The 19063-nt window shown below is 69.7% G+C and carries 17 protein-coding genes; 9 read left to right on the top strand and 8 right to left on the bottom strand.

Annotation, left to right across the window (positions count from 1 at the left end):
- Positions 1 to 36: 36 nt before the first annotated feature.
- Positions 37 to 1866, bottom strand: a complete 1830-nt coding sequence (locus EAH86_RS15965) for a glycoside hydrolase family 3 protein (protein ID WP_140742504.1) — start codon at positions 1864 to 1866, stop codon at positions 37 to 39.
- Between the two features lie 277 nt (positions 1867 to 2143).
- On the opposite strand from EAH86_RS15965, the gene EAH86_RS15970 reads away from it, so the two are divergent.
- The 3 genes from EAH86_RS15970 to EAH86_RS15980 all read left to right on the top strand — a co-directional run bounded on the left by EAH86_RS15970 (position 2144) and on the right by EAH86_RS15980 (position 5873).
- The gene (locus EAH86_RS15970; protein WP_140742506.1) at positions 2144 to 2971 is read left to right on the top strand and encodes a hypothetical protein; all 828 of its coding nucleotides are present in this window, start codon (positions 2144 to 2146) and stop codon (positions 2969 to 2971) included.
- Positions 2972 to 3032: 61 nt separating this feature from the next.
- Positions 3033 to 4940, top strand: coding sequence for a propionyl-CoA synthetase (locus EAH86_RS15975; RefSeq protein WP_140742508.1), 1908 nt, complete (start codon positions 3033 to 3035; stop codon positions 4938 to 4940).
- A 9-nt stretch (positions 4941 to 4949) separates the two neighbouring features.
- On the top strand, positions 4950 to 5873 hold the full coding sequence (locus EAH86_RS15980; protein WP_140742510.1) for an AEC family transporter: 924 nt from the start codon (positions 4950 to 4952) through the stop codon (positions 5871 to 5873).
- A gap of 61 nt (positions 5874 to 5934) precedes the next feature.
- Here the strand turns inward: EAH86_RS15980 and EAH86_RS15985 are convergent, their stop codons facing one another.
- Positions 5935 to 7533: a helicase HerA-like domain-containing protein gene (locus EAH86_RS15985; RefSeq protein ID WP_241668403.1), complete on the bottom strand. Its 1599-nt coding sequence runs from the start codon at positions 7531 to 7533 to the stop codon at positions 5935 to 5937.
- 145 nt (positions 7534 to 7678) lie between these two features.
- Between EAH86_RS15985 and EAH86_RS15990 the strand changes: the two genes are divergently transcribed.
- From EAH86_RS15990 to EAH86_RS16015, 6 genes are all read left to right on the top strand, one after another.
- Complete coding sequence (locus tag EAH86_RS15990) at positions 7679 to 7975, top strand: type II toxin-antitoxin system VapB family antitoxin (protein WP_140742514.1); 297 nt, start codon at positions 7679 to 7681, stop codon at positions 7973 to 7975.
- A gap of 45 nt (positions 7976 to 8020) precedes the next feature.
- Positions 8021 to 8551 carry a LytR C-terminal domain-containing protein gene (locus tag EAH86_RS15995; protein ID WP_140742516.1) on the top strand — a complete coding sequence of 177 codons (531 nt, stop codon included), beginning with the start codon at positions 8021 to 8023 and terminating at the stop codon, positions 8549 to 8551.
- Between the two features lie 124 nt (positions 8552 to 8675).
- Entirely contained in the window at positions 8676 to 9884 is a 1209-nt protein-coding gene (locus EAH86_RS16000; RefSeq protein WP_140742518.1) for a GAF domain-containing protein, read from the top strand.
- A gap of 240 nt (positions 9885 to 10124) precedes the next feature.
- The gene (gene exaC / locus EAH86_RS16005) at positions 10125 to 11648 is read left to right on the top strand and encodes an acetaldehyde dehydrogenase ExaC (protein WP_140742520.1); all 1524 of its coding nucleotides are present in this window, start codon (positions 10125 to 10127) and stop codon (positions 11646 to 11648) included.
- Positions 11649 to 11652: 4 nt separating this feature from the next.
- On the top strand, positions 11653 to 12084 hold the full coding sequence (locus EAH86_RS16010; RefSeq protein WP_140742522.1) for a DUF779 domain-containing protein: 432 nt from the start codon (positions 11653 to 11655) through the stop codon (positions 12082 to 12084).
- A 130-nt stretch (positions 12085 to 12214) separates the two neighbouring features.
- Positions 12215 to 12607, top strand: coding sequence for a hypothetical protein (locus EAH86_RS16015; RefSeq protein ID WP_140742524.1), 393 nt, complete (start codon positions 12215 to 12217; stop codon positions 12605 to 12607).
- 29 nt (positions 12608 to 12636) lie between these two features.
- Here the strand turns inward: EAH86_RS16015 and EAH86_RS16020 are convergent, their stop codons facing one another.
- The 6 genes from EAH86_RS16020 to EAH86_RS16045 all read right to left on the bottom strand — a co-directional run bounded on the left by EAH86_RS16020 (position 12637) and on the right by EAH86_RS16045 (position 19054).
- Positions 12637 to 12996 carry an SPW repeat protein gene (locus EAH86_RS16020; RefSeq protein ID WP_140742526.1) on the bottom strand — a complete coding sequence of 120 codons (360 nt, stop codon included), beginning with the start codon at positions 12994 to 12996 and terminating at the stop codon, positions 12637 to 12639.
- Positions 12997 to 13108: 112 nt separating this feature from the next.
- The gene (gene xylA, locus EAH86_RS16025) at positions 13109 to 14269 is read right to left on the bottom strand and encodes a xylose isomerase (RefSeq protein WP_140742528.1); all 1161 of its coding nucleotides are present in this window, start codon (positions 14267 to 14269) and stop codon (positions 13109 to 13111) included.
- Positions 14266 to 15306 carry a sugar phosphate isomerase/epimerase family protein gene (locus EAH86_RS16030; protein WP_140742530.1) on the bottom strand — a complete coding sequence of 347 codons (1041 nt, stop codon included), beginning with the start codon at positions 15304 to 15306 and terminating at the stop codon, positions 14266 to 14268. Before EAH86_RS16030 ends, xylA begins: the two co-directional genes overlap by 4 nt.
- A 180-nt stretch (positions 15307 to 15486) precedes the next feature.
- The gene (locus EAH86_RS16035) at positions 15487 to 16608 is read right to left on the bottom strand and encodes a sugar phosphate isomerase/epimerase family protein (protein ID WP_140742532.1); all 1122 of its coding nucleotides are present in this window, start codon (positions 16606 to 16608) and stop codon (positions 15487 to 15489) included.
- 95 nt (positions 16609 to 16703) lie between these two features.
- Positions 16704 to 17900 (bottom strand): Gfo/Idh/MocA family protein, encoded by a 1197-nt coding sequence (locus tag EAH86_RS16040; protein ID WP_140742534.1) that lies wholly within the window; start codon positions 17898 to 17900, stop codon positions 16704 to 16706.
- A 98-nt stretch (positions 17901 to 17998) separates the two neighbouring features.
- Positions 17999 to 19054, bottom strand: coding sequence for a substrate-binding domain-containing protein (locus EAH86_RS16045; RefSeq protein ID WP_140742536.1), 1056 nt, complete (start codon positions 19052 to 19054; stop codon positions 17999 to 18001).
- Positions 19055 to 19063: the final 9 nt, after the last annotated feature.

Consider the following 19063-nt stretch of genomic DNA (forward strand, 5'->3'; position numbering starts at 1 on the left):
GGCGTGCTCCGATCCCTGGTCGAGGAGAGGTGTGGCTCAGAACGTCAGGCCGTGGCCGAACGGGTAGAGCACCGTGGCCGGGTCACCCGCGACGGGGATGTCGACGGGCAGCTTGCCGGTGGGGCTCACGGCTCCACTGATCACGCGGGCCACCGACTCGATCGCGACCGGGCTGTACGAGTACGTCGCCAGGTAGGTCGGTGCGTCGGTGAAGTAGGCGATGTCATAGGGGTCACGCGTGGCCACCACGATCACCGGCTTCCCGGTGGCGAGCAGCTGCTTCACGAGCTTCTGCTGGCCGGCCCGGGGGTCGGTCACTGCGGTGTCCCACGCCTTCATCGTCGTCACGACCACGGCGTCCTGCGTCGTAGCCGCCGAGACGGCGGCAGCTATCTGGGCATCGGTCGGGGAGGTTCCGGTCTGCTTCACCGACGTGACGGCGCCCTTGGCGGCCAGCCCGTCAGCGAGGGTCTGGGTGGTGGCCACGCCGTAGCCGGTGACGAGGACCTTCTTGCCCTGGGTGGTCAGGGGAAGAGTGCCCGCGTCGTTCTTGACGAGGGTGGTGGTTCGGTCGGTGACCGCCGCCGCCTCGGCAAGGTTCTCTGGGGTTCCGACCGTGCTGTCGAGCGCTGCAGCGTCGACGTAGGGCTGGGCCACGACGCCACGCTTGTACTTCAGCTCCAGGACCCGGCGCACCTTCGCGTCGAGCGTCGCCTGGCTGATCCGGCCGCTGCGCACGGCACCCAGCACCGCGGCATACGCGTCGTCCATGGAGGGGGTCATGAGCAGCTGGTCGACGCCCGCGTCGAGGGCGCGAACGGCAACCTCGGCGTCGCCGTACAAATCGCGAACCCCCTGCATGGCAAGGGAGTCCGTGACGATGATCCCTTTGTAGCCGAGCTCGTTGCGCAGCAGACCGGTCATGATCGGCTTGCTCAACGTGGCCGGGTCACCGGAGTCGTCCAGTGCCGGGAAGTTGAGGTGCGCGGTCATGATCATGTCGATGCCCTGCGCGATGGCGGCCTTGAACGGCGGCGCGTCGATCTGCTCCCACTGCTGACGGGTGTGGGTGATGATCGGGAACGCGACGTGGCTGTCGGTCGCCGTGTCACCGTGCCCCGGGAAGTGCTTCGCCGTGCTCGTGACTCCCGCGTCCGCCTGGTAGCCGGCGACCTGCGCCGCGACCATGTCGGCAGCGAGCTGGGGCTTGGACGAGAACGAGCGCGTGCCGATGACCGGGTTGAGCGGGTTGACGTTGACGTCGGCGTCCGGCGCGAAGTCGGTATTGACCCCCATCGCCTTGAGCTCGGCGCCGGTGATCCTGGCCGCGGTGCGGGCGTCGTCGGTCGAGCGCCCGGCACCCAGGGCCATCGACCCCGGGAACTGGGTTGCGGGCGGACCGATGCGGGTCACCACGCCCTGTTCCTGGTCGGTGGCGATCTGGAGGGGGATCCGGACCTTGGAGGGCTGCGACAGGGCGGCCTTCTGCAGGCCGTTCGAGAGGCCGGCGATCTGCGGCGGGTTCTGCACGCTGTCGGTCCAGGCGAAGTAGATGACCCCGCCGAGGTGGTACTTCTGCACGACCTCGGCCGGGCTGGCCACCCCGTAGAGCGGGATGTTGCGCGCGTCAGGAGTCGTCGCGTCCTTGCCGTAGACGTTCTGGATGAACAGCTGGCCGACCTTCTCCTCCAACGTCATCCTGGCCAACGTCGAGGTGACCCAGCCGGTCTGCCCGGCGGGGGTGGCGCCCGGTGCGAGGGACGGTGGGGCGGCCGACGCGAGGCCGGTGCCGGTGCCCGCGAGGAGCATTCCGGCGGCGACACCACCGGCGAGGAAGGTGCGATGGGACAGAGCAGACCTGGACATTCGTTGCCTCCAAGAGCGTATGTGAACGATTCACCATCGAAGCGCCCACAACGGAACTTACCTACGTCTCACGGCCGGCCACAAGGGGTGGCGCTGTCCTGGTTGGTCATGATTTGGCAAGGGAGCGCCGACGCGCCGTGCATCCCCACACCGATCCCTCGGCATCGAAGCGGCTCGCCCGGGACGCTCATGCAAATGGCGTAAATCCGCGCGGTAGGGGTGTCAGGGCACGAACGGCCTGCTCATACTCGAAGCCCGACGGCGGGAGACGAAGAGCATGAGTCAGGCACAGGGGCCGGGCCCGGGGGGTGACCGACCGTTGCCCAGGGACGTCCTGCTGCGCTGGGCATCGAGGGTGCCGGTGCCGGCACGACGCCCGTCCACCGGGCAGCGTGCCCCGGGGCCGGGTGCCGGCATCGCCCTGATCCTGGTGGTGGCACTCGCGTTGGCCTACGTCGTGACCGTGCGCCAGGCGGACGACAACGCACCTGGTCCGCGTGTCGCCCTCCCCCCGCGCACCCCGACCTCAGTCACCACCACGACAGCTGACCCGGATCCAGGGCGCACCGGACCGGGAGTCCACGTACAGGTGTCTCCTCGCGACAACGGCTCGCTGGACGTTCTCGAGCAGGTCCGCTTCCCGGGAGCATCCACCGGACTCCAGATCGCCCTGCCCGAGGTGAAGGGTGCGGTGGCGGGCGCCTTGCCGGGAATCCCTCGCATCACCGATCTGGAGGTGTTTGCTGACGGCAACCGGCTCCCCGAGCAGGCAGGCTCGCTCAGCACCGGCGGGAGGGTGCTGCTTCCCGGCGCACCCCTGGTCGTGGAGCTGCGCTACCGGCTGACGGGGGCCGCCACCGTGAGCGCCCCGTCCACGCCCGGGCGGGCCCTGGTCCTGCTGCCGCCCATCGCGGCCGACGACAGCCTCAGCACGTTGCCGGTGGTCGTCGAGGTCGATGGCCCGGGCGTCCGCAACCTTGTGTGTCCGGGTCTCGCGCCCTACGACCAGCTCTGTGGGCGGCAGGGCCCCTCCGGGTGGCGGACGGTCAGCCTGCTGCCGCGAGTCACCGCGGTGCTCGCCCAGGTGGACCTGGCCAGCTACTGATCCGACCGTCGGCGGCCTGCGGGGTCTGGCGGGTCGCGCCGTGGTGGCCCACGATGGCGACATGGGCAACGGTGCGTACGACGCCGCATACGGGCAGAGCCTCACGGACCCGGAAGGCTTCTGGGGCGAGGCCGCGAAGGCGATCGACTGGGTCACTCCCCCACAGCGGGTGCTCGACGCGGATCGGCCGCCGTTCTACCGCTGGTTCACGGGCGGGACGCTCAACACCTGCTACAACGCGCTCGACCGCCACGTCGCGGCGGGGCGCGGCGACCAGGCCGCGCTGCACTACGACAGCCCCGTGACCGACACCAAGCAGACCATCACGTATGCCGCGTTGCTCGACCGCGTCGCGACGTTCGCCGGCGCGTTGGCCTCGCTCGGCGTCACCAAGGGCGACCGCGTCGTCATCTACATGCCGATGGTGCCCGAGGCGGTCATCGCGATGTTGGCGTGCGCGCGGCTGGGTGCGGTGCACTCGGTGGTCTTCGGTGGGTTCGCCCCGGCCGAGCTCGCAGCCCGCATCGAGGACGCCAAGCCGACGGTCATCGTCGCGGCGAGCTGTGGGGTGGAGCCGACCCGGGTGGTCGAGTACAAGCCCCTGCTGGATGCCGCCCTCGACCGCAGCAGCCACAAGCCCGAGTCCGTCATCGTCCTGCAGCGCCCCCAGGCCCGGGCGGCGGTCGGTGAGCGCGACACGGACTGGGAGGAGATGGACTGGGACGAGCTCGTGTCGGACGCCGAGCCCGCCGACTGCGTGGCGGTCGCCGCGACCGACCCGCTCTACGTCCTGTACACGTCCGGCACGACGGGACGGCCCAAGGGCATCGTCCGCGACAACGGTGGCCACGCCGTGGCGCTGCGGTGGTCGATGGGCAACATCTACGGGATCGAACCCGGCGACACCTGGTTCACGGCCAGCGACGTCGGCTGGGTCGTCGGCCACTCCTACATCGTCTACGCCCCCCTGTTGGCTGGCGCGACTTCCGTTCTGTACGAAGGGAAACCGGTCGGAACCCCTGACGCGAGCGCCTTCTGGCGGGTGATCGCGGCCTACGGCGTGAAGGCCATGTTCACCGCCCCCACGGCATACCGGGCGATCAAGCGGGACGACCCCGACGGCGCGCTGATGAGGGCCCACGACCTGTCCTCGCTCGAGACGGTGTTCCTCGCAGGCGAGCGGCTCGACCCGGACACCTACGCGTGGGCGACCGAGCGGCTCGGGGTGCCCGTGGTCGACAACTGGTGGCAGACCGAGACCGGGTGGCCGATCGCCGCCAACCTGCGCGGCCTGCAGCCGATGCCGATCAAGCCGGGCTCGCCCACCGTGCCGACGCCTGGGTTCGACGTGCGGATCCTCGGGGAACGCGGGGAGGAGCTGCCCGCCGGCGAGGAGGGTGCGATCTGCATCAAGCTGCCGCTGCCGCCCGGCACCCTGCCCACCCTGTGGGGCGACGACGACCGCTACGTCTCGGGCTACCTGTCGGCGTTCGACGGCTACTACCTCACCGGTGACGGCGGGCTGGTCGACGAGGACGGCTACCTCTACGTCATGGGACGGACCGACGACGTCCTCAATGTCGCCGGGCACCGCCTGTCGACCGGGTCGATCGAGGCCGCGCTGGCCGGCCACCCTGCGGTCGCGGAGTGCGCGGTGATCGGGGTCAATGACGAGCTCAAGGGGCAGGTCCCTCGCGCGCTGGTCGTCGTCAAGGCCGGGATCGACGGTGCGGCCGACGGCGAGCGGATCCGTGCCGAGCTCAAGCAGCGCGTCCGCGACGAGGTGGGCGCCATCGCGTCCCTCCAGCGGGTCGACATCGTCACGGCGCTGCCCAAGACGCGGTCGGGCAAGATCCTGCGCAAGACGATGCGCGAGATCGCCGACGGCAAGACACCCAACGTGCCGGGCACGATCGAGGACGCCTCGGTCCTTGAGACTCTTGCGCCGGTCCTGAAGGCGCCCGCCTAACCTGTCCGCGTGCAGGGAGTCTTCACCGGGTTCGCCACGATCGCCGTCGTCATCGGCGTCGGCGCCCTGCTCGCACACCTGCGCATCGTGGATCTCGATGCGCAGCAGATCCTTTCGCGCATCGCCTTCTTCGTCGCCAGCCCGGCACTCATGGTCATCACCCTCTCCCGGGCCGACGTGCACCAGGTGCTCTCCGCCAACCTCGTGGCGTCCATCGCAGGAGTCGTCGTGGCCGCCGGGATCTACGTGGCGCTGGCCCGCTGGCTCTGGCACCGCAGCCTCGGTGAGACGACCATCGGAGCCCTCTCCGCGGCATACGTCAACGCTGGCAACCTCGGCATCCCGGTGGCCAGCTACGTCCTCGGCGACGCCGCGTTCGTCGCCCCGACGCTCCTGCTGCAGATGCTCGTTCTGCAGCCGTTGGGACTGGCCTTCCTCGACGCCGACGCCCACGGGCGCACGTCGTCGCTGTGGCAGGTCGTGTCAGGACCGTTCAAGAACCCCCTGACGGTCGGCTCGCTCATCGGGTTGCTGCTGTCGATCACCGGCTGGACGCTGCCCAGCTACGCCGCCGACCCGCTCCGCCTGCTCGGCAACATGGCGGTGCCCTGCATGCTCATCGCCTACGGGATCGCGCTGCGGCTTGGCCCGGGGCTGGGCAAGGCCGGGTCGCGGGCCGAACTCGCCTCGACCTCGGTCCTGAAGATGCTCGTCCAGCCCCTGGTGGCCTACCTCGTGGCCAGCCTCGTGCTCGGCGTCGAGGGGCACGCGCTGCTGGCGATCGTGGTGACGTCCGCCCTGCCCACGGCGCAGAACATCTTCGTGCACGCGACCCGCTACCACCGAGCCACCGTGCTGGCCCGCGACACCATCCTCATCACGACCGTGGGCGCCGTGCCGGTCATCCTGCTGGTCGCCGCACTCCTCGGCTGACCACAGCCTGCTGGTGGGGCGGTGAGGTATGCCGCGTGGTCACCAGGCGGCATAGCTCGGCTCAGCGGCGGGAGGTGCCGAAGATCGAGCGGGTGATCTCGCGGCCGAGCACGGTGCCGGCCGAGCGCAGCGCCGACTTGAACGCGCTGGACTTGACCACCTGCTCCACGATGCTCGGCTCTGCCTTGGGTGCGCGCGGCGCCTTGGCCGGGGACGGAGCCGGGGCGGGCGCGGCTGGCGCGGGGGCGGCCTGAGCAGCACTCGCCTCGGCGGCTTCCTTGGCCTGGAGCAGCTCGAAGGCCGAGTCGCGGTTGGTGGCGGTCGCGTACTTCGCACCCAACGTCGAGGCGGCGATGATCCCCTTGACGGTGGCCTCGTCGGACGGCGCCATCAGCGACTGGGGTGCGATCATTCGCGTCCAGGCGACTGGGGTCGGTGCGCCCCTCTCGGAGAGCACGGTCACGACGGCCTCTCCGGTGCCCAGTGAGGTGAGCAGCTCCTCGAGGTCGTACTCGCTGTGCGGGTAGGTCGACACCGCCGCCTTGAGCGCCTTGGCGTCGTCCGGCGTGTAGGCGCGCAGCGCGTGCTGGACCCGGTTGCCGAGCTGGGCGAGGACGTCACCCGGCACGTCCTTGGGGCTCTGGGTCACGAAGAAGACGCCGACGCCCTTGGACCGGATCAGCCGCACGGTCTGCTGGATGGCGTCGAGGAAGGCCTTGGACGCACCGTTGAACAGCAGGTGGGCCTCGTCGAAGAAGAAGACCAGGTTGGGCTTCTCCGGGTCACCCACCTCGGGCAGGTCGTGGTAGAGGTCGGCCAGCATCCACATGAGGAACGTCGAGAACAGCGCCGGGCGGTCCTGCACGGCAGGCAGCTCGAGACAGGTCACCAGGCCCTTGCCGTCGCCGGCGGTCCGCAGCAGGTCCTTGGTGTCGAACTCGGGCGTGCCGAAGAACGCCTCGGCCCCTTGGTCGGCGAAGGTGATCAGCTCGCGCAGGATGACGCCTGCGGTCGCCGACGAGAGGCCGCCGAGCTCCTTGAGGTCGGCCTTGCCCTCGTCGGAGGTGAGGAACGAGACGACGGCCCGCAGGTCCTTGAGCTCGTCGAGCCACAGCTGCTTGGAGTCGGCGTAGTGGAAGACCAGGCCGAGGCTGGACTCCTGCGTCTCGTTGAGCCCGAGGACCTTGGCGAGCAGCGTCGGCCCGAACGAAGACACCGCGGCGCGGATCGGGATGCCGTTGCCGAGGCCACCGAGCGAGAGGAACTCGGTCGGGTATGCCGTGCCGACCCACTGCTGCCCGACTTCCGTCGAGCGGGCGGTGATCTTGTCGTTGGCCTGCCCCGGGGTGGCCATGCCGGACAGGTCGCCCTTGATGTCCGCGAGGAAGACGGGTACGCCCTGGCCGGAGAGCTGCTCGGCCATCAGCTGCAGCGTCTTGGTCTTACCGGTGCCGGTGGCGCCGGCCACGAGGCCGTGGCGGTTCAGGGTGGCGAGGGGGACCCGGACCGGCGCATCGGGATGGGCCTTGCCCTCGATGACGGTGGCGCCGAAGAGCAGGGCGCCTCCCTCGAAGGAGTACCCGGCGCGGATCTCGTCGAGCTGGGCGTTGCTCCCGGCTGTCGGCTCCGAGGGGCGGTGCGATGGCGTCGTCTCGGTCACCTTCGGCACTCTAGTGCGGACCCCACGCCGTCGGGCAGGTGAATCTACGCACCAGCTGCCCCGGATGATCACGCCTTGGCAACACCACGCCATACCTGCCATCGCAACCCACTCGGGCGCATCCGACAGCACCTATGGTGGCTGGGTGATCTTCAAGAAGGTGGGCGAGGGCCGGCCATATCCCGAGCACGGCAAGCAGACGCCCCGCGACTGGGCCGACGTGCCACCGCGCCTGGTACGGCTCGAACAGCTCGTCACGACGAAGCGCACTCTCGACCTCGGGCACCTGCTGGCCGAGGACTCCACCTTCTACGGCGACCTGTTCGCGCACGTGGTCGAGTGGGAGGGGACGCTCTACCTCGAGGACGGTCTGCACCGCGCACTTCGTGCCGCTCTTCAACAGCGTCCTACCCTGCACGCCCGCGTCCTCGTGCTTGACTGACCCCAAGCAGTCTGGGGAGGCGACGGTGCGGGCGGAGGTGGGTGCATGAGCTACGTCGTGGAGGCCGGTGCGTCGCGGTCACGCCGCGCCCGTCGACGTCGTGCCCTGATCACCCTCGGTGTCGTCGCGCTGATGCTGTTCTTCGCGTTCTGGTACGCCTACTCGTACTACCAGGACAGCAACTCGCCCCGAGCGACCGCGAGCCCGACCTGTACCTCGACGGCCACGAGCACCGCGAAGACCCCCTCGCAGATCACCGTGAACGTCTACAACGCGACCGACCGTTCGGGGCTGGCCGCCAAGACCGCGTCCGACGTGCGCAAGCGCGGGTTCAAGGTCTCGGCGGTGAGCAACGACCCCCTCCAGAAGGACGTCACCGTCGCCGCCGAAGTCCGCTACGGCACGACGGGAACCTCCTCGGCCAAGCTGGTGATGGCCCTGGTCAAGGGGTCCAAGGCGATCAAGGACAGTCGCGCCGACTCGTCGGTCGACCTCGTGCTGGGCGCCAAGTTCAAGGCGCTGACGGCGGCACCCAAGGCGACGACCGCCACCACACCGACCAACCGGGCCTGCTGACCGCTCAGCACGGTCGGGCGGCCCGGCCCGGCTCGTCGACCGCCCGGCTGGTCCGAGCGCCCACTTGCCTCACCGGCGTGGACGCCCCGGTGACAACGAGCTCCGGGTCGCCGACACTGACGCGATGGAACCGATGTCGGCGGTGCGCTCCCAGGTGGCGGACTCCTGGGTCCGCTCGGCCGCGGCCGGCGTCGAGGCCGACCGGGTGGATGCGCCCATCACGCTGCCCGCCGACGCCCTGCGCGACCACCGGGAGGCGCACCCGCTCGCGCAGGTCTTCCCGCTGCTCGACGACGTGCTCGGACGGGCCGCCCGTGACTGCGACGCGATCATGGCGGTCTCCGACGCCGCAGGACAGCTGTTGTGGGTGTGCGGGACGCCGAGCGTGCTGCGCCGGGCCGAGAGCATCGGCTTCGTCGAGGGCAGCAACTGGGACGAGCGGCTCGCCGGGACCAACGCTCCCGGGATGGCGCTGGCCCTCGACCAGGCGGTGAACATCATCGGCGCGGAGCACTTCCGCCGGTCGGTGCAGCGCTGGAGCTGCGCGGCCACCCCCATCCACGACCCCACCAACGGCACCCTGCTCGGGGTCCTCGACATCACCGGTGGCGAGCAGATCGTCGTCCCGCAGACCATGGCCATGGTGCGGGCGGCCGCCCGGATGGCCGAGTCCGAGCTGGCCCGCGCACTGCTCACGCGCGGCCGCGAGGCCCCGCGCTCGAGCCACACCGGGATCGGGTTGTCGCTGCAGGGTCTGGGTCGCAACGACGCCCTGCTCTCGGTCGATGACGGCCGCGGCGCCAGCAGGACGCTGCGGCTGAGCCCGCGGCACAGCGAGATCGTGCTGCTCCTGGCGTCCGCACCGCGAGGGCTGTCCGGCGACGAGCTCGCCGTGCTGCTCTACGAGGAGGACGTGACCACGTCCACGCTGCGAGCCGAGCTGAACCGGCTCCGTGCCCTGCTGGGCGAGGACCTGTTGGCCTCGCGCCCCTACCGGCTCGCGGCCGAGGTGACTGCCGACTGGCTCGCCGTGGAGGCGCACCTCGCCGCCGGCTCGGTCGATGTCGCGCTGCGGGCCTACCGAGGTCCCCTTCTCCCCCACTCGACCGCGCCGGGCATCGCGCGGCTGCGCAGCCATGTCGAGAGTCAGCTGCGGCGCGCGGTCCTGGCCAGCCGCGAGCCCGACCTGATGTCCACCTGGACCCGGTCGGCATGGGGCGCGGACGACTACGAGATGTGGACGGCCCAGATGGCCTGCCTCACCACTGCCTCTCCGCTGCGGCCCCTCGTCGCCGGCCAGATCGCCCGGCTCGACCGCGAACACGGCCTCTGACCCACGAAGTCCCGGCTCACCCCGTGCCGGAGGCGGCGCAACGACGTGCAGTATGCCGCGTTGGCACCGCCTTCCACGCTCGCCGCACCCCCGGCGGTGCGCCACTGCACGTCGCAACTCCGCCGTGCGGCATACCTGGCAGTGTGCGCTCGCGGCGTGCAACGTGCTCGCAACGTTGCGCTGCCTAACGTCACCCCAACCCCGCAGCGGGGCACCACCAAAGACGTTGGGAGAACAGCGATGACGGTCTACGCACCCCCCGGATCCGAAGGCTCGAAGGTTACGGTCGAGCCGCGCTACGGGCACTTCATCGGCGGCAACTGGGTCGAGCCGAAGAAGGGCGAGTACTTCGAGAACATCTCCCCGGTCACCGGCCGGGCCTTCACCGAGGTCGGCCGTGGCACGGTCGAGGACATCGAGGCGGCCCTGGACGCTGCGCACGCCGCCGCCCCGGCGTGGGGCAAGACGTCCCTGGGCGAGCGCTCGCTCATCCTCAACCGGATCGCCGACCGCATCGAGGAGAACCTCGAGGCGCTGGCCATCGCCGAGACCTGGGACAACGGCAAGCCGGTCCGCGAGACCCTGGCCGCGGACCTCCCGCTGACCGTCGACCACTTCCGCTACTTCGCCGGTGTGCTGCGCGGCCAAGAGGGTTCGAGCAGCGAGATCGACTCCGACACCGTCGCCTACCACTTCCACGAGCCGCTTGGCGTGGTCGCGCAGATCATCCCGTGGAACTTCCCGATCCTGATGGCCACCTGGAAGCTCGCGCCCGCCCTGGCCGCCGGCAACGCGGTGGTCCTCAAGCCCGCCGAGCAGACGCCCTGGTCCATCCTCAAGCTCCTCGAGCTCATCGGCGACCTCATCCCGGCCGGCGTCCTCAACGTGGTGAATGGTTTCGGCGTCGAGGCCGGCAAGCCGCTCGCGTCCTCGCCGCGGGTCGCGAAGGTGGCTTTCACCGGCGAGACGACGACCGGCCGCCTGATCATGCAGTACGCCTCGCAGAACATCATCCCGGTCACGCTGGAACTGGGCGGCAAGAGCCCCAACGTCTTCTTCGACGACGTCGCAGCGGAGTCGGATGCGTTCTACGACAAGGCCCTCGAGGGTTTCTCGATGTTCGCGCTCAACCAGGGCGAGGTCTGCACCTGCCCGTCACGAGCCCTCGTGCAGCAGTCGATCTACAGCGACTTCGTCGGCGACGCCATCGAGCGCGTGGAGAAGATCATCCAGGGCGACCCGCTCGACACGACCACGATGGTCGGCGCCCAGGCCAGCAACGACCAGCTCGAGAAGATCCTGTCCTACTTCGACATCGGCCGGCAGGAGGGCGCCAAGGTGCTCACCGGCGGCGAGCGCAACGTCCTCGACGGCGACCTCGCCGAGGGCTACTACGTCACCCCGACCGTCTTCGAGGGCGACAACTCGATGCGGGTCTTCCAGGAGGAGATCTTCGGCCCGGTCGTCTCGCTGACCAGCTTCAGCGACGAGGCGCAGGCGCTCGAGATCGCCAACGACACGCTCTACGGCCTCGGCGCCGGCGTGTGGACCCGCGACGGGTCCCGGGCCTACCGGATGGGCCGCGGCATCAAGGCCGGCCGGGTCTGGACGAACTGCTACCACCAGTACCCCGCCCACGCGGCGTTCGGTGGCTACAAGCAGTCCGGCATCGGTCGCGAGAACCACAAGATGATGCTCGACCACTACCAACAGACGAAGAACCTCCTCGTCTCCTACTCACCCGACGCCCTCGGCTTCTTCTAGACCGATGACCTCACCGGAGGCTGCCACCGACCCGACGTCCGCGTCGGTGTCGGACCCGCAGCACAACCGGGTCGACCTCTCGCGTGAGGCGGCGGACCTGCTCCGCCGCCTCACTGCGAAGCACGGCCCGCTGATGTTCCACCAGTCCGGAGGGTGCTGCGACGGCAGCTCCCCGATGTGTTATCCCGCAGGCGAGTTCATCACCGGTGACGCCGACGTGCTGCTCGCCGAGCTTGCCGTGGGCGGGGTCCTGGATCCCATCGAGTTCTGGATGTCCGTCTCGCAGTATGCCTACTGGAAGCACACCCACCTCACGGTCGACGTGGTCAAGGGGCGGGGCAGCGGCTTCTCCGTCGAGGCGCCCGAAGGTGTGCGCTTCCTCATCCGTTCGCGCCTGATGTCCGAGGACGAGCTCCGCGCGTTCGACCTCCTCTGAGGCCGTGCGCGGACAACGCCACCCAAGGACGGAGGTATGCCGCGTGCGAGCTCGGGCTGCGCGGCATACCTCTTCGTCGTCTCTCGTCGTCGGCCGCGACCGGTCGCCCGCGGCGACGTAGGCTCGAGTCATGATCACGGTGGAGCTGTCACGCAGCCTCAGCCAGGGCGGGGTGCTCTGGGAGCCCACCCCGGGCGACCGGTTCACGATCGACCAGCCCAACGTCGTCGGCGAGGTGTTCTGGATCAGCCACCTCACGATCGACGTGCACACCTTCAAGGGCCAGCCCTTGCTGGCGTTCAACGGGACCACCGAGTGGGCACTCGACTCGGTCACCCTGGACAGCGCGCTGTGGATGCCGCGCGAGGACCAGCTGAGGGTGCTGCTGGGCGAGCGGTTCGTCGGTCTGCACCGGGACGGCGACGACTGGCTCGTCCAGGTCGAGGACGAAGGGGGCCGGGGCACCTTCCGTGACCCCGACCCCGAGTGCGCCTATGCGCTGGCGCTGTTGAGCGTCGTCTGACGACCCCCCTGGTGCGAGGCCTTGAACCCCTAGTGCGAGGTCGCCATCGTGCCCCTGTGGTGCGACCGGGTGACCTGCAGGTCCGCGGCACCGACCACGAGGACGACCGCGCCGGCGATCCACGAGGTCCAGGCCACCGGTCGGGTGCCGCTGAAGCCCATCACCCAGGGAGCGGCGATCATGAGTGCGCCCATGAGGGCGGTGAGTCCTTCGACGGACATCATGTCCGGCCTCACCAGCTCGATCAGGGCGAGGGCTGCGGTGATGACGCCGAGCACGACCATGGTTGTGGTCGCCCGACCCGTCGTGGTGGTCCACAACGGCGAGAGGGCCGCGTAGGCGCCAGCGATCAGAGCAACGAGATCCTGTGGATGGGTCCATCGCTTCATGGTGGTAGCAACCACCTTTCCTTGAAGGCGGTCCGTCGATCCAAGGCGGGCCGAACACTTTGATTGTCATACCTCCCAAGGGGTTTGGCAACAATCCGTGGGAGCGGCGAGGTCAGCTGCGCACGCCGTAGAGGTGCTCCAGCGCGAGCTGGTCCAGGTGCTCGAACGCCATGCCGCGAACGCCTGCCTCCTCCGGGTCGAAGGCCTCGGCGCGCAGGTCCGCCAGCGACTCGCCGACCGAGAGGGTGGGGACCGCCAGCTGGTCGAGCCGCGCGGCGACTAGGGCCTCCTGCACCTCCGGGTCGGCCCTGAAGGCACGCGACTTCTCCTTGAGGATCAGGTAGTTGCGCATGCAGCCGGACGCCGATGCCCAGACGCCGTCCATGTCCTCGGTGCGTGGCGGCTTGAAGTCAAAGTGACGGGGGCCGTGGTAGCCACCGTGCTCGACGGTGTCGACCGTCCAGAACGCCCCACGGGCGTTGCCCGCACCGAACCGCAGGTCCTGGTCGAACCGCGGGCCGTGCTGACCGTTGAGGTCGAGGTGGAAGAGCTTGCCGTGCCACAGCGCCTGCGCGATGCCGTGCGCGTAGTTGAGCCCGGCCATCTCCTCGTGGCCGACCTCGGGGTTGAGCCCGACCAGCTCCGGGTGCTCGAGCTCGTTGATGAAGGCCAGCGCGTGCCCGATGGTCGGGAGGAGGATGTCGCCGCGCGGCTCGTTCGGCTTGGGCTCGAGGGCGAACTGCAGGTCGTAGCCCTGGGCGAGGACGTAGTCGCCGAGGAGGTCGAAGGCCTCCTTGTAGCGGTCCAGCGCCGCCCGGACGTCCTTGGCCGCACCGGACTCGGCTCCCTCGCGGCCACCCCACGCCACGAAGGTCGTGGCGCCGAGCTCGACCGCGAGGTCGATGTTGTCGGCCACCTTGCGGATCGCGAACCGACGCACGTCGCGGTCGTTGTTGGTGAACCCGCCGTCACGGAAGACCGGGTGGGAGAACAGGTTCGTCGTGACCATCGGCACGACCAGTCCGGTGTCGGCGAGGGCCTTGCGGAACGGCGCCATCCGCTCGAGCCGCTGCGCCGCGGTGCTGCCGAACGGGATGACGTCGTCGTCGTGGAAGGTGATGCCCCAGGCACCGAGGTCGGACAGCCGGTGCACCGCCTCGGCCGGGTCCAGCGGCGGGCGCACGGCGCCACCGAAGACGTCGACGCCCTGCCAGCCGACGGTCCACAGCCCGAACGAGAACTTGTCGTCGCGGGTCGGCGTGAAGTCGCTCATGAGTCGCTCCCTAGTTCGGTGGCATCCGTGTCCTTGCTCGAGCTGAAGGCGGCGTCGAACGCAGCCTCAGGGGGTTCGAAGGCCAGCCGCCGCACAAACCCCACCGCCTCCGCTGCACCGACCAGCCGGTCCATCCCGGCGTCCTCCCACTCCACCGAGATCGGACCGGAGTAGCCGATCGCACCGAGGGTGCGGAAGCAGTCCTCCCACGGTACGTCGCCGTGGCCGGTGGAAACGAAGTCCCACCCGCGGCGCGGGTCGGCCCACGGCAGGTGCGAGGACAGCCGACCGTTGCGGCCGTTGCCGACTCGCATCCGGACGTCCTTGCAGTCCACGTGGTAGATCCGGTCCTGGAAGTCCCAGATGAAGGCCGCCGGGTCGAGGTCCTGCCAGACCATGTGCGACGGGTCCCAGTTCAGCCCGAACGCCGGCCGGTGGTCGATGGCCTCCAGCGTGCGGACGGTGGTCCAGTAGTCGTAGGCGATCTCGCTCGGGTGCACCTCGTGGGCGAAGCGGACGCCCACCTCGTCGTAGACGTCGAGGATCGGGTTCCAGCGGTCGGCGAAGTCCTGGTACCCCGCCTCGACCGTGGCTGCCGAGACCGGCGGGAACATCGCGACGTACTTCCAGACCGCCGAGCCGGTGAAGCCGATGACGACGTCCACCCCGAGCTTGGCTGCGGCCCGGGCCGTGTCGGCCATCCGCTGGGCAGCACGCTGTCGGATGCCCTCGGGGTCACCGTCGCCCCAGATGGCCGCCGGCAGGATGTCCTGGTGCCGCTGGTCGATCGGGTCGTCGCAGACCGCCTGCCCGACGAGGTGGTTGGAGATCGCCCACACCCCGAGCCCGTGCCGCTCGAGGATCTCGCGGCGGCCCGCCACGTAGTCGTCCTCCGCCAGGGCGCGGTCCACCTCGAAGTGGTCGCCCCAGCACGCGATCTCGAGCCCGTCGTACCCCCAGGAGGCGGCCAGCCGGCATACCTCCTCGAACGGGAGGTCGGCCCACTGTCCGGTGAAGAGGGTGATCGGTCGAGCCACGGTGTCCTCCAAAGGGTGCTCCTGGTCCGGTCCACGTCCGTAGAATCCGGGTCACGTCCTGCTTGCAGAGAGTCGGGGCGGAAGCCGGTCCCCGGCGTGCGGTGCCGCTGCAACGGTCTACCGCATGCCGGGGACCGGTCCCGCGTGTCGCCCACGAGAGTCGGGCGGCACGCGGGTCGGTCAGCCGCGCAGCGCGGCCATGTTCTGGTAGCTGATGCGCGAGTACTCGAGCGACTGACCTGGGTTGGCAGCCCCGCCCGGTGCAGTGTCCTGCTCGTACATCGGGTTGTGGTAGCCCTTGGCCCCGGTCTGGGTCAGGAACGTCTTGTAGTCGATGTCGCCGGTCCCGAACGGCACCATCTCGTAGCCGTTCGCGAGGTCGGGTCGCGAGTCGCCGTCCTTGGCGTGGAACAAGGGGAAGCGGATCGGCTGCTTCTGGACGACCGAGAGCGGGTTGAAGATCGAGGTGACCGTGCTCCCGTCCGCAGCCGTGTATGCCGTGTGCTTGTACTTCGCGACGTGCGCCCAGTAGATGTCCATCTCGAGGTAGACGTACGCCGGGTCGGTGTTGGCGAGGAAGTGCTCCAGGCGGCGGGTTCCGGAGGAGCGGGTCGGGCGACCCTGGGCGTCCAGCGGGCCGCTGTCAAGCAGGAAGCTGTAGGCGACGTCGTGGTTGTGCGTGTAGAGCTTCAGCCCGTGCGAGGCGGCTCGCTGCCCGAAGACGTCCCAGCGCTCGGCGGCCGCGACCCAGTCGGCGAGGTAGGCGCTGCCGGTCGGGTCGTTGCCCGTGCCGATGTGTCCCATGCCGAGGATGTTGGCCACCTCGCAGGCCGCGTCGAACTGGGCCAGCGTGGCGTCGGTGACGGTCGACGGGATGCTGCCGTGGTTGCCCTCGGCCTCGATCCCGTTGTCGTCCAGCCAGGTTCGCAGCAGCTGGGCGCCGGCGACGGTGTTGACGTTGCCGCCCGGCGCGTTGGCGTGCTGGCCGAACCCGGCGAACTCCACCTGCTTGTAGCCGATCCGGCCGAGCTCCTCGAGGACCGCCTTGAAGCCGGACGCGTAGGGCGTGGTAGCCGGGTCGCGCGAGATCGCGTCACGAACCGTGTAGAGGATGATTCCCCGCTTGCCGGGCGGGACGACGACGCCGTTGGCGCCGGGGGCCGCGCTCGCAGAGGTGGCAAGGGGAATCCCGGCCACGGTCGCTGCCGCGGCCATGCCGGTGGTGGCGGCCAGGAACTGGCGGCGGTTGAGGCCGAGCCCCTTGACCAGCTCGAGGGGGTTGGGTTGGTGCTGGGTGTTCATGCTGCTCCTTCGTCACTGCAATGACAGGGGGTGTAGCGGAACGGACCGTGGACCTCCTTCCGGGACGTGGGCGGGCGGATCGGTCGGTGCGATGGTCACGACGGCGCAGCGACCAGCTCGATGGGAGTCCAGGCCGCGCCACTCGCTGCACTGGTCTCGACAGCTGCCAGGGCGCGCTGGATGGCGAGACCGTCGGCGAACGACGGCTCCGGGTCGCGCCCCTCGGCGATGGCCTCGAGGAGGTCGACGGCCTGGTGGGTGAACGCGTGCTCGTAGCCCAGGCCGTGACCGGCCGGCCACCAGCCCCCGACATAGGGGTGCTCGGGTTCGGTGACGAGGATCCGGGTGAACCCGGCCTCGGTCGCCGGCGCGGAGGCGTCGAAGAAGCTGAGGACGTTCATGTCCTCGAAGTCGAAGGCGATGCTGCCACCAGACCCGTTGATCTCCAGGCGAATCGCGTTCTTGCGCCCCGTCGCGAACCGGGTCGCCTCGAAGGTGGCCAGCGCACCACCGGTGAACCGACCGACGAAGACAGCCGCGTCGTCCACGGTGACCTGCCCACGTCCTTCGCTCACCTCGGCCCGCAGGCCGTGGACCGCGCCGGAGAGCGGGCGTTCCTTGACGAACGTCTCGGTGATCGCGCTGACGCCGGCCAGCTGCTCGCCCGTGATGAACTGGGTGAGGTCGATGACGTGGGCCCCGATGTCGCCGAGGGCGCCGGAACCGGCCCGGTCCTTCCGCAGCCGCCACGTGAGCGGGGACTCCGGGTCGGTGAGCCAGTCCTGCAGGTACTGTGCCCGCACGTGCCGGATCTCGCCGATCCGCCCGTCCCGCACCAGGTTCCGCGCGTGGGTGATGGCAGGGACCCTGCGGTAGGTGAACCCGACCATCGACCGGATGCCGTCGGCCCGTGCCCGGTTCGCAGCGTCGGCCATGGCGATGGCCTCCTCGACCGTGTTGGCCAGCGGCTTCTCGCACAGGACGTGCTTGCCGGCCGCGAGCGCAGCCAGGGCGATCTCGGCGTGGGTGTCGCCGGGCGTGCAGATGTCGACCAGGTCGACGTCGTCCCGGGCGATGAGCTCACGCCAGTCGGTCTCGACGTGCCGCCAGCCGAACCTCCTCGCGACGTCGCTCGCTGCGGCGCCGTCGCGGCCGCTGATCACCACGAGCTCGGGCATGAGCGCCGGGTCGAAGAAGCTGCGGGCGTTGCGCCACCCGTGGGAGTGGGCCTGGCCCATGAAGGAGTAACCGATCATGCCGATCCCGATGGTCGGCCGGTCGTGTGATGACATCGAGGCACCCTTCCGCCGTGTGTCGTCGGTCCGTCGTGGAGCCGGTGCCCGCGGGTGCGGGGTCGCCTCCCCGCGGGCACCGGAACTGATGACGACCGTCAGGACTTGAAGCCGAGCGGCAGGTACTTGTCGACGTTCGCCTTGGTCACCACGGGGGCGTTGAGGACGATGCGACGCGGGACCTCGACCTGGACCAGGTCGGAGAGGCCCTTCTGCTGGACGAGCAGGCGGGCCAGCCGCACACCGTCAGCGGCCTGTGTCGGCGGGTAGATGACCGTGGCCTCCATCTTGCCGTCCTTGATCCACTGCATGGCGTTCGACGAGCCGGCGCCACCGATGAAGGCGAACTCGTGGCGGTTGGCGTTGTCGAAGGCCTGCATGACGCCGATGCCCTGGTCGTCGTCGTGGTTCCAGATGATGTCGATCTTCTTCGCGGCCTGGAGGAGGTTCGACGCCTCCTTCTCGCCGGACTCGACGGTGAAGGCGGCGGCAACGCGGTTGTCGACCGTCTGGCCACAGGCCTTCAGGGCGTCGGCAAAGCCCTTGCTGCGGTCCTGGGTCAGCGGGAGCGCGTCGATGCCGGCGATCTCGGCGATGACGGGGTTGCTGAGGTTCTTGTCCTTGACCAGCTTGCAGGCGTAGGTGCCGGCGCTGACGCCCATGCCGTAGTTGTCGCCGAGGATGGTGGTGCGGGCGGCGAATGGGCTGGAGAACTCGCGGTCGACGTTGACGACCTGGATCCCGGCGTTCATGGCCTTGGTCGCGACCTCGGTGAGCGCGGCACCGTCGGTCGGCAGCAGCACGATGGCGTCGACCTTGTCGTTGATGAAGGTCTCGATCTGGCTGATCTGCAGGCTGGCGTCGTTGGTGCCCTCAGCGGTCCGGAACTCGACGTCCGAGTACTTCCCCGCCTCGGCCTTGGCGGCACTGTTGATGGCGCCGAGCCAGCCGTGGTCGGCCGCGGGACCCGAGAACCCGATGACGACCTTCTTGCCGGGGGCGTCGTTGTCACTGGCCGCGCGAGGAGCGCTGCTCTGCGAGCCGGTGCCGTCGTCGGCGCTGTTGCCGGTGCACCCGGCAGCGACGACCACCAGGACGCCGAGGCCTGCAGCGACACGGATTCCGCGGGATCGGGTGGAGCGAAGGACTGTCATGATCTCTCC

This window comes from Pedococcus bigeumensis, assembly GCF_006438965.1.
GTDB lineage: Bacteria > Actinomycetota > Actinomycetes > Actinomycetales > Dermatophilaceae > Pedococcus > Pedococcus bigeumensis_A.

Bases quoted from the DNA above. Each gene is read 5' to 3' on its own strand.
- EAH86_RS15995 (WP_140742516.1), top strand. From the start codon at position 8,021: ATGAGCTACGTCGTGGAGGCCGGTGCGTCGCGGTCACGCCGCGCCCGT.
- EAH86_RS16010 (WP_140742522.1), top strand. From the start codon at position 11,653: ATGACCTCACCGGAGGCTGCCACCGACCCGACGTCCGCGTCGGTGTCG.
- EAH86_RS16000 (WP_140742518.1), top strand. From the start codon at position 8,676: ATGGAACCGATGTCGGCGGTGCGCTCCCAGGTGGCGGACTCCTGGGTC.
- EAH86_RS15975 (WP_140742508.1), top strand. From the start codon at position 3,033: ATGGGCAACGGTGCGTACGACGCCGCATACGGGCAGAGCCTCACGGAC.
- EAH86_RS15970 (WP_140742506.1), top strand. From the start codon at position 2,144: ATGAGTCAGGCACAGGGGCCGGGCCCGGGGGGTGACCGACCGTTGCCC.
- EAH86_RS16035 (WP_140742532.1), bottom strand. From the start codon at position 16,608: ATGAACACCCAGCACCAACCCAACCCCCTCGAGCTGGTCAAGGGGCTC.
- EAH86_RS16020 (WP_140742526.1), bottom strand. From the start codon at position 12,996: ATGAAGCGATGGACCCATCCACAGGATCTCGTTGCTCTGATCGCTGGC.
- xylA (WP_140742528.1), bottom strand. From the start codon at position 14,269: ATGAGCGACTTCACGCCGACCCGCGACGACAAGTTCTCGTTCGGGCTG.
- EAH86_RS16040 (WP_140742534.1), bottom strand. From the start codon at position 17,900: ATGTCATCACACGACCGGCCGACCATCGGGATCGGCATGATCGGTTAC.
- EAH86_RS16045 (WP_140742536.1), bottom strand. From the start codon at position 19,054: ATGACAGTCCTTCGCTCCACCCGATCCCGCGGAATCCGTGTCGCTGCA.
- EAH86_RS15965 (WP_140742504.1), bottom strand. From the start codon at position 1,866: ATGTCCAGGTCTGCTCTGTCCCATCGCACCTTCCTCGCCGGTGGTGTC.
- EAH86_RS16015 (WP_140742524.1), top strand. From the start codon at position 12,215: ATGATCACGGTGGAGCTGTCACGCAGCCTCAGCCAGGGCGGGGTGCTC.
- exaC (WP_140742520.1), top strand. From the start codon at position 10,125: ATGACGGTCTACGCACCCCCCGGATCCGAAGGCTCGAAGGTTACGGTC.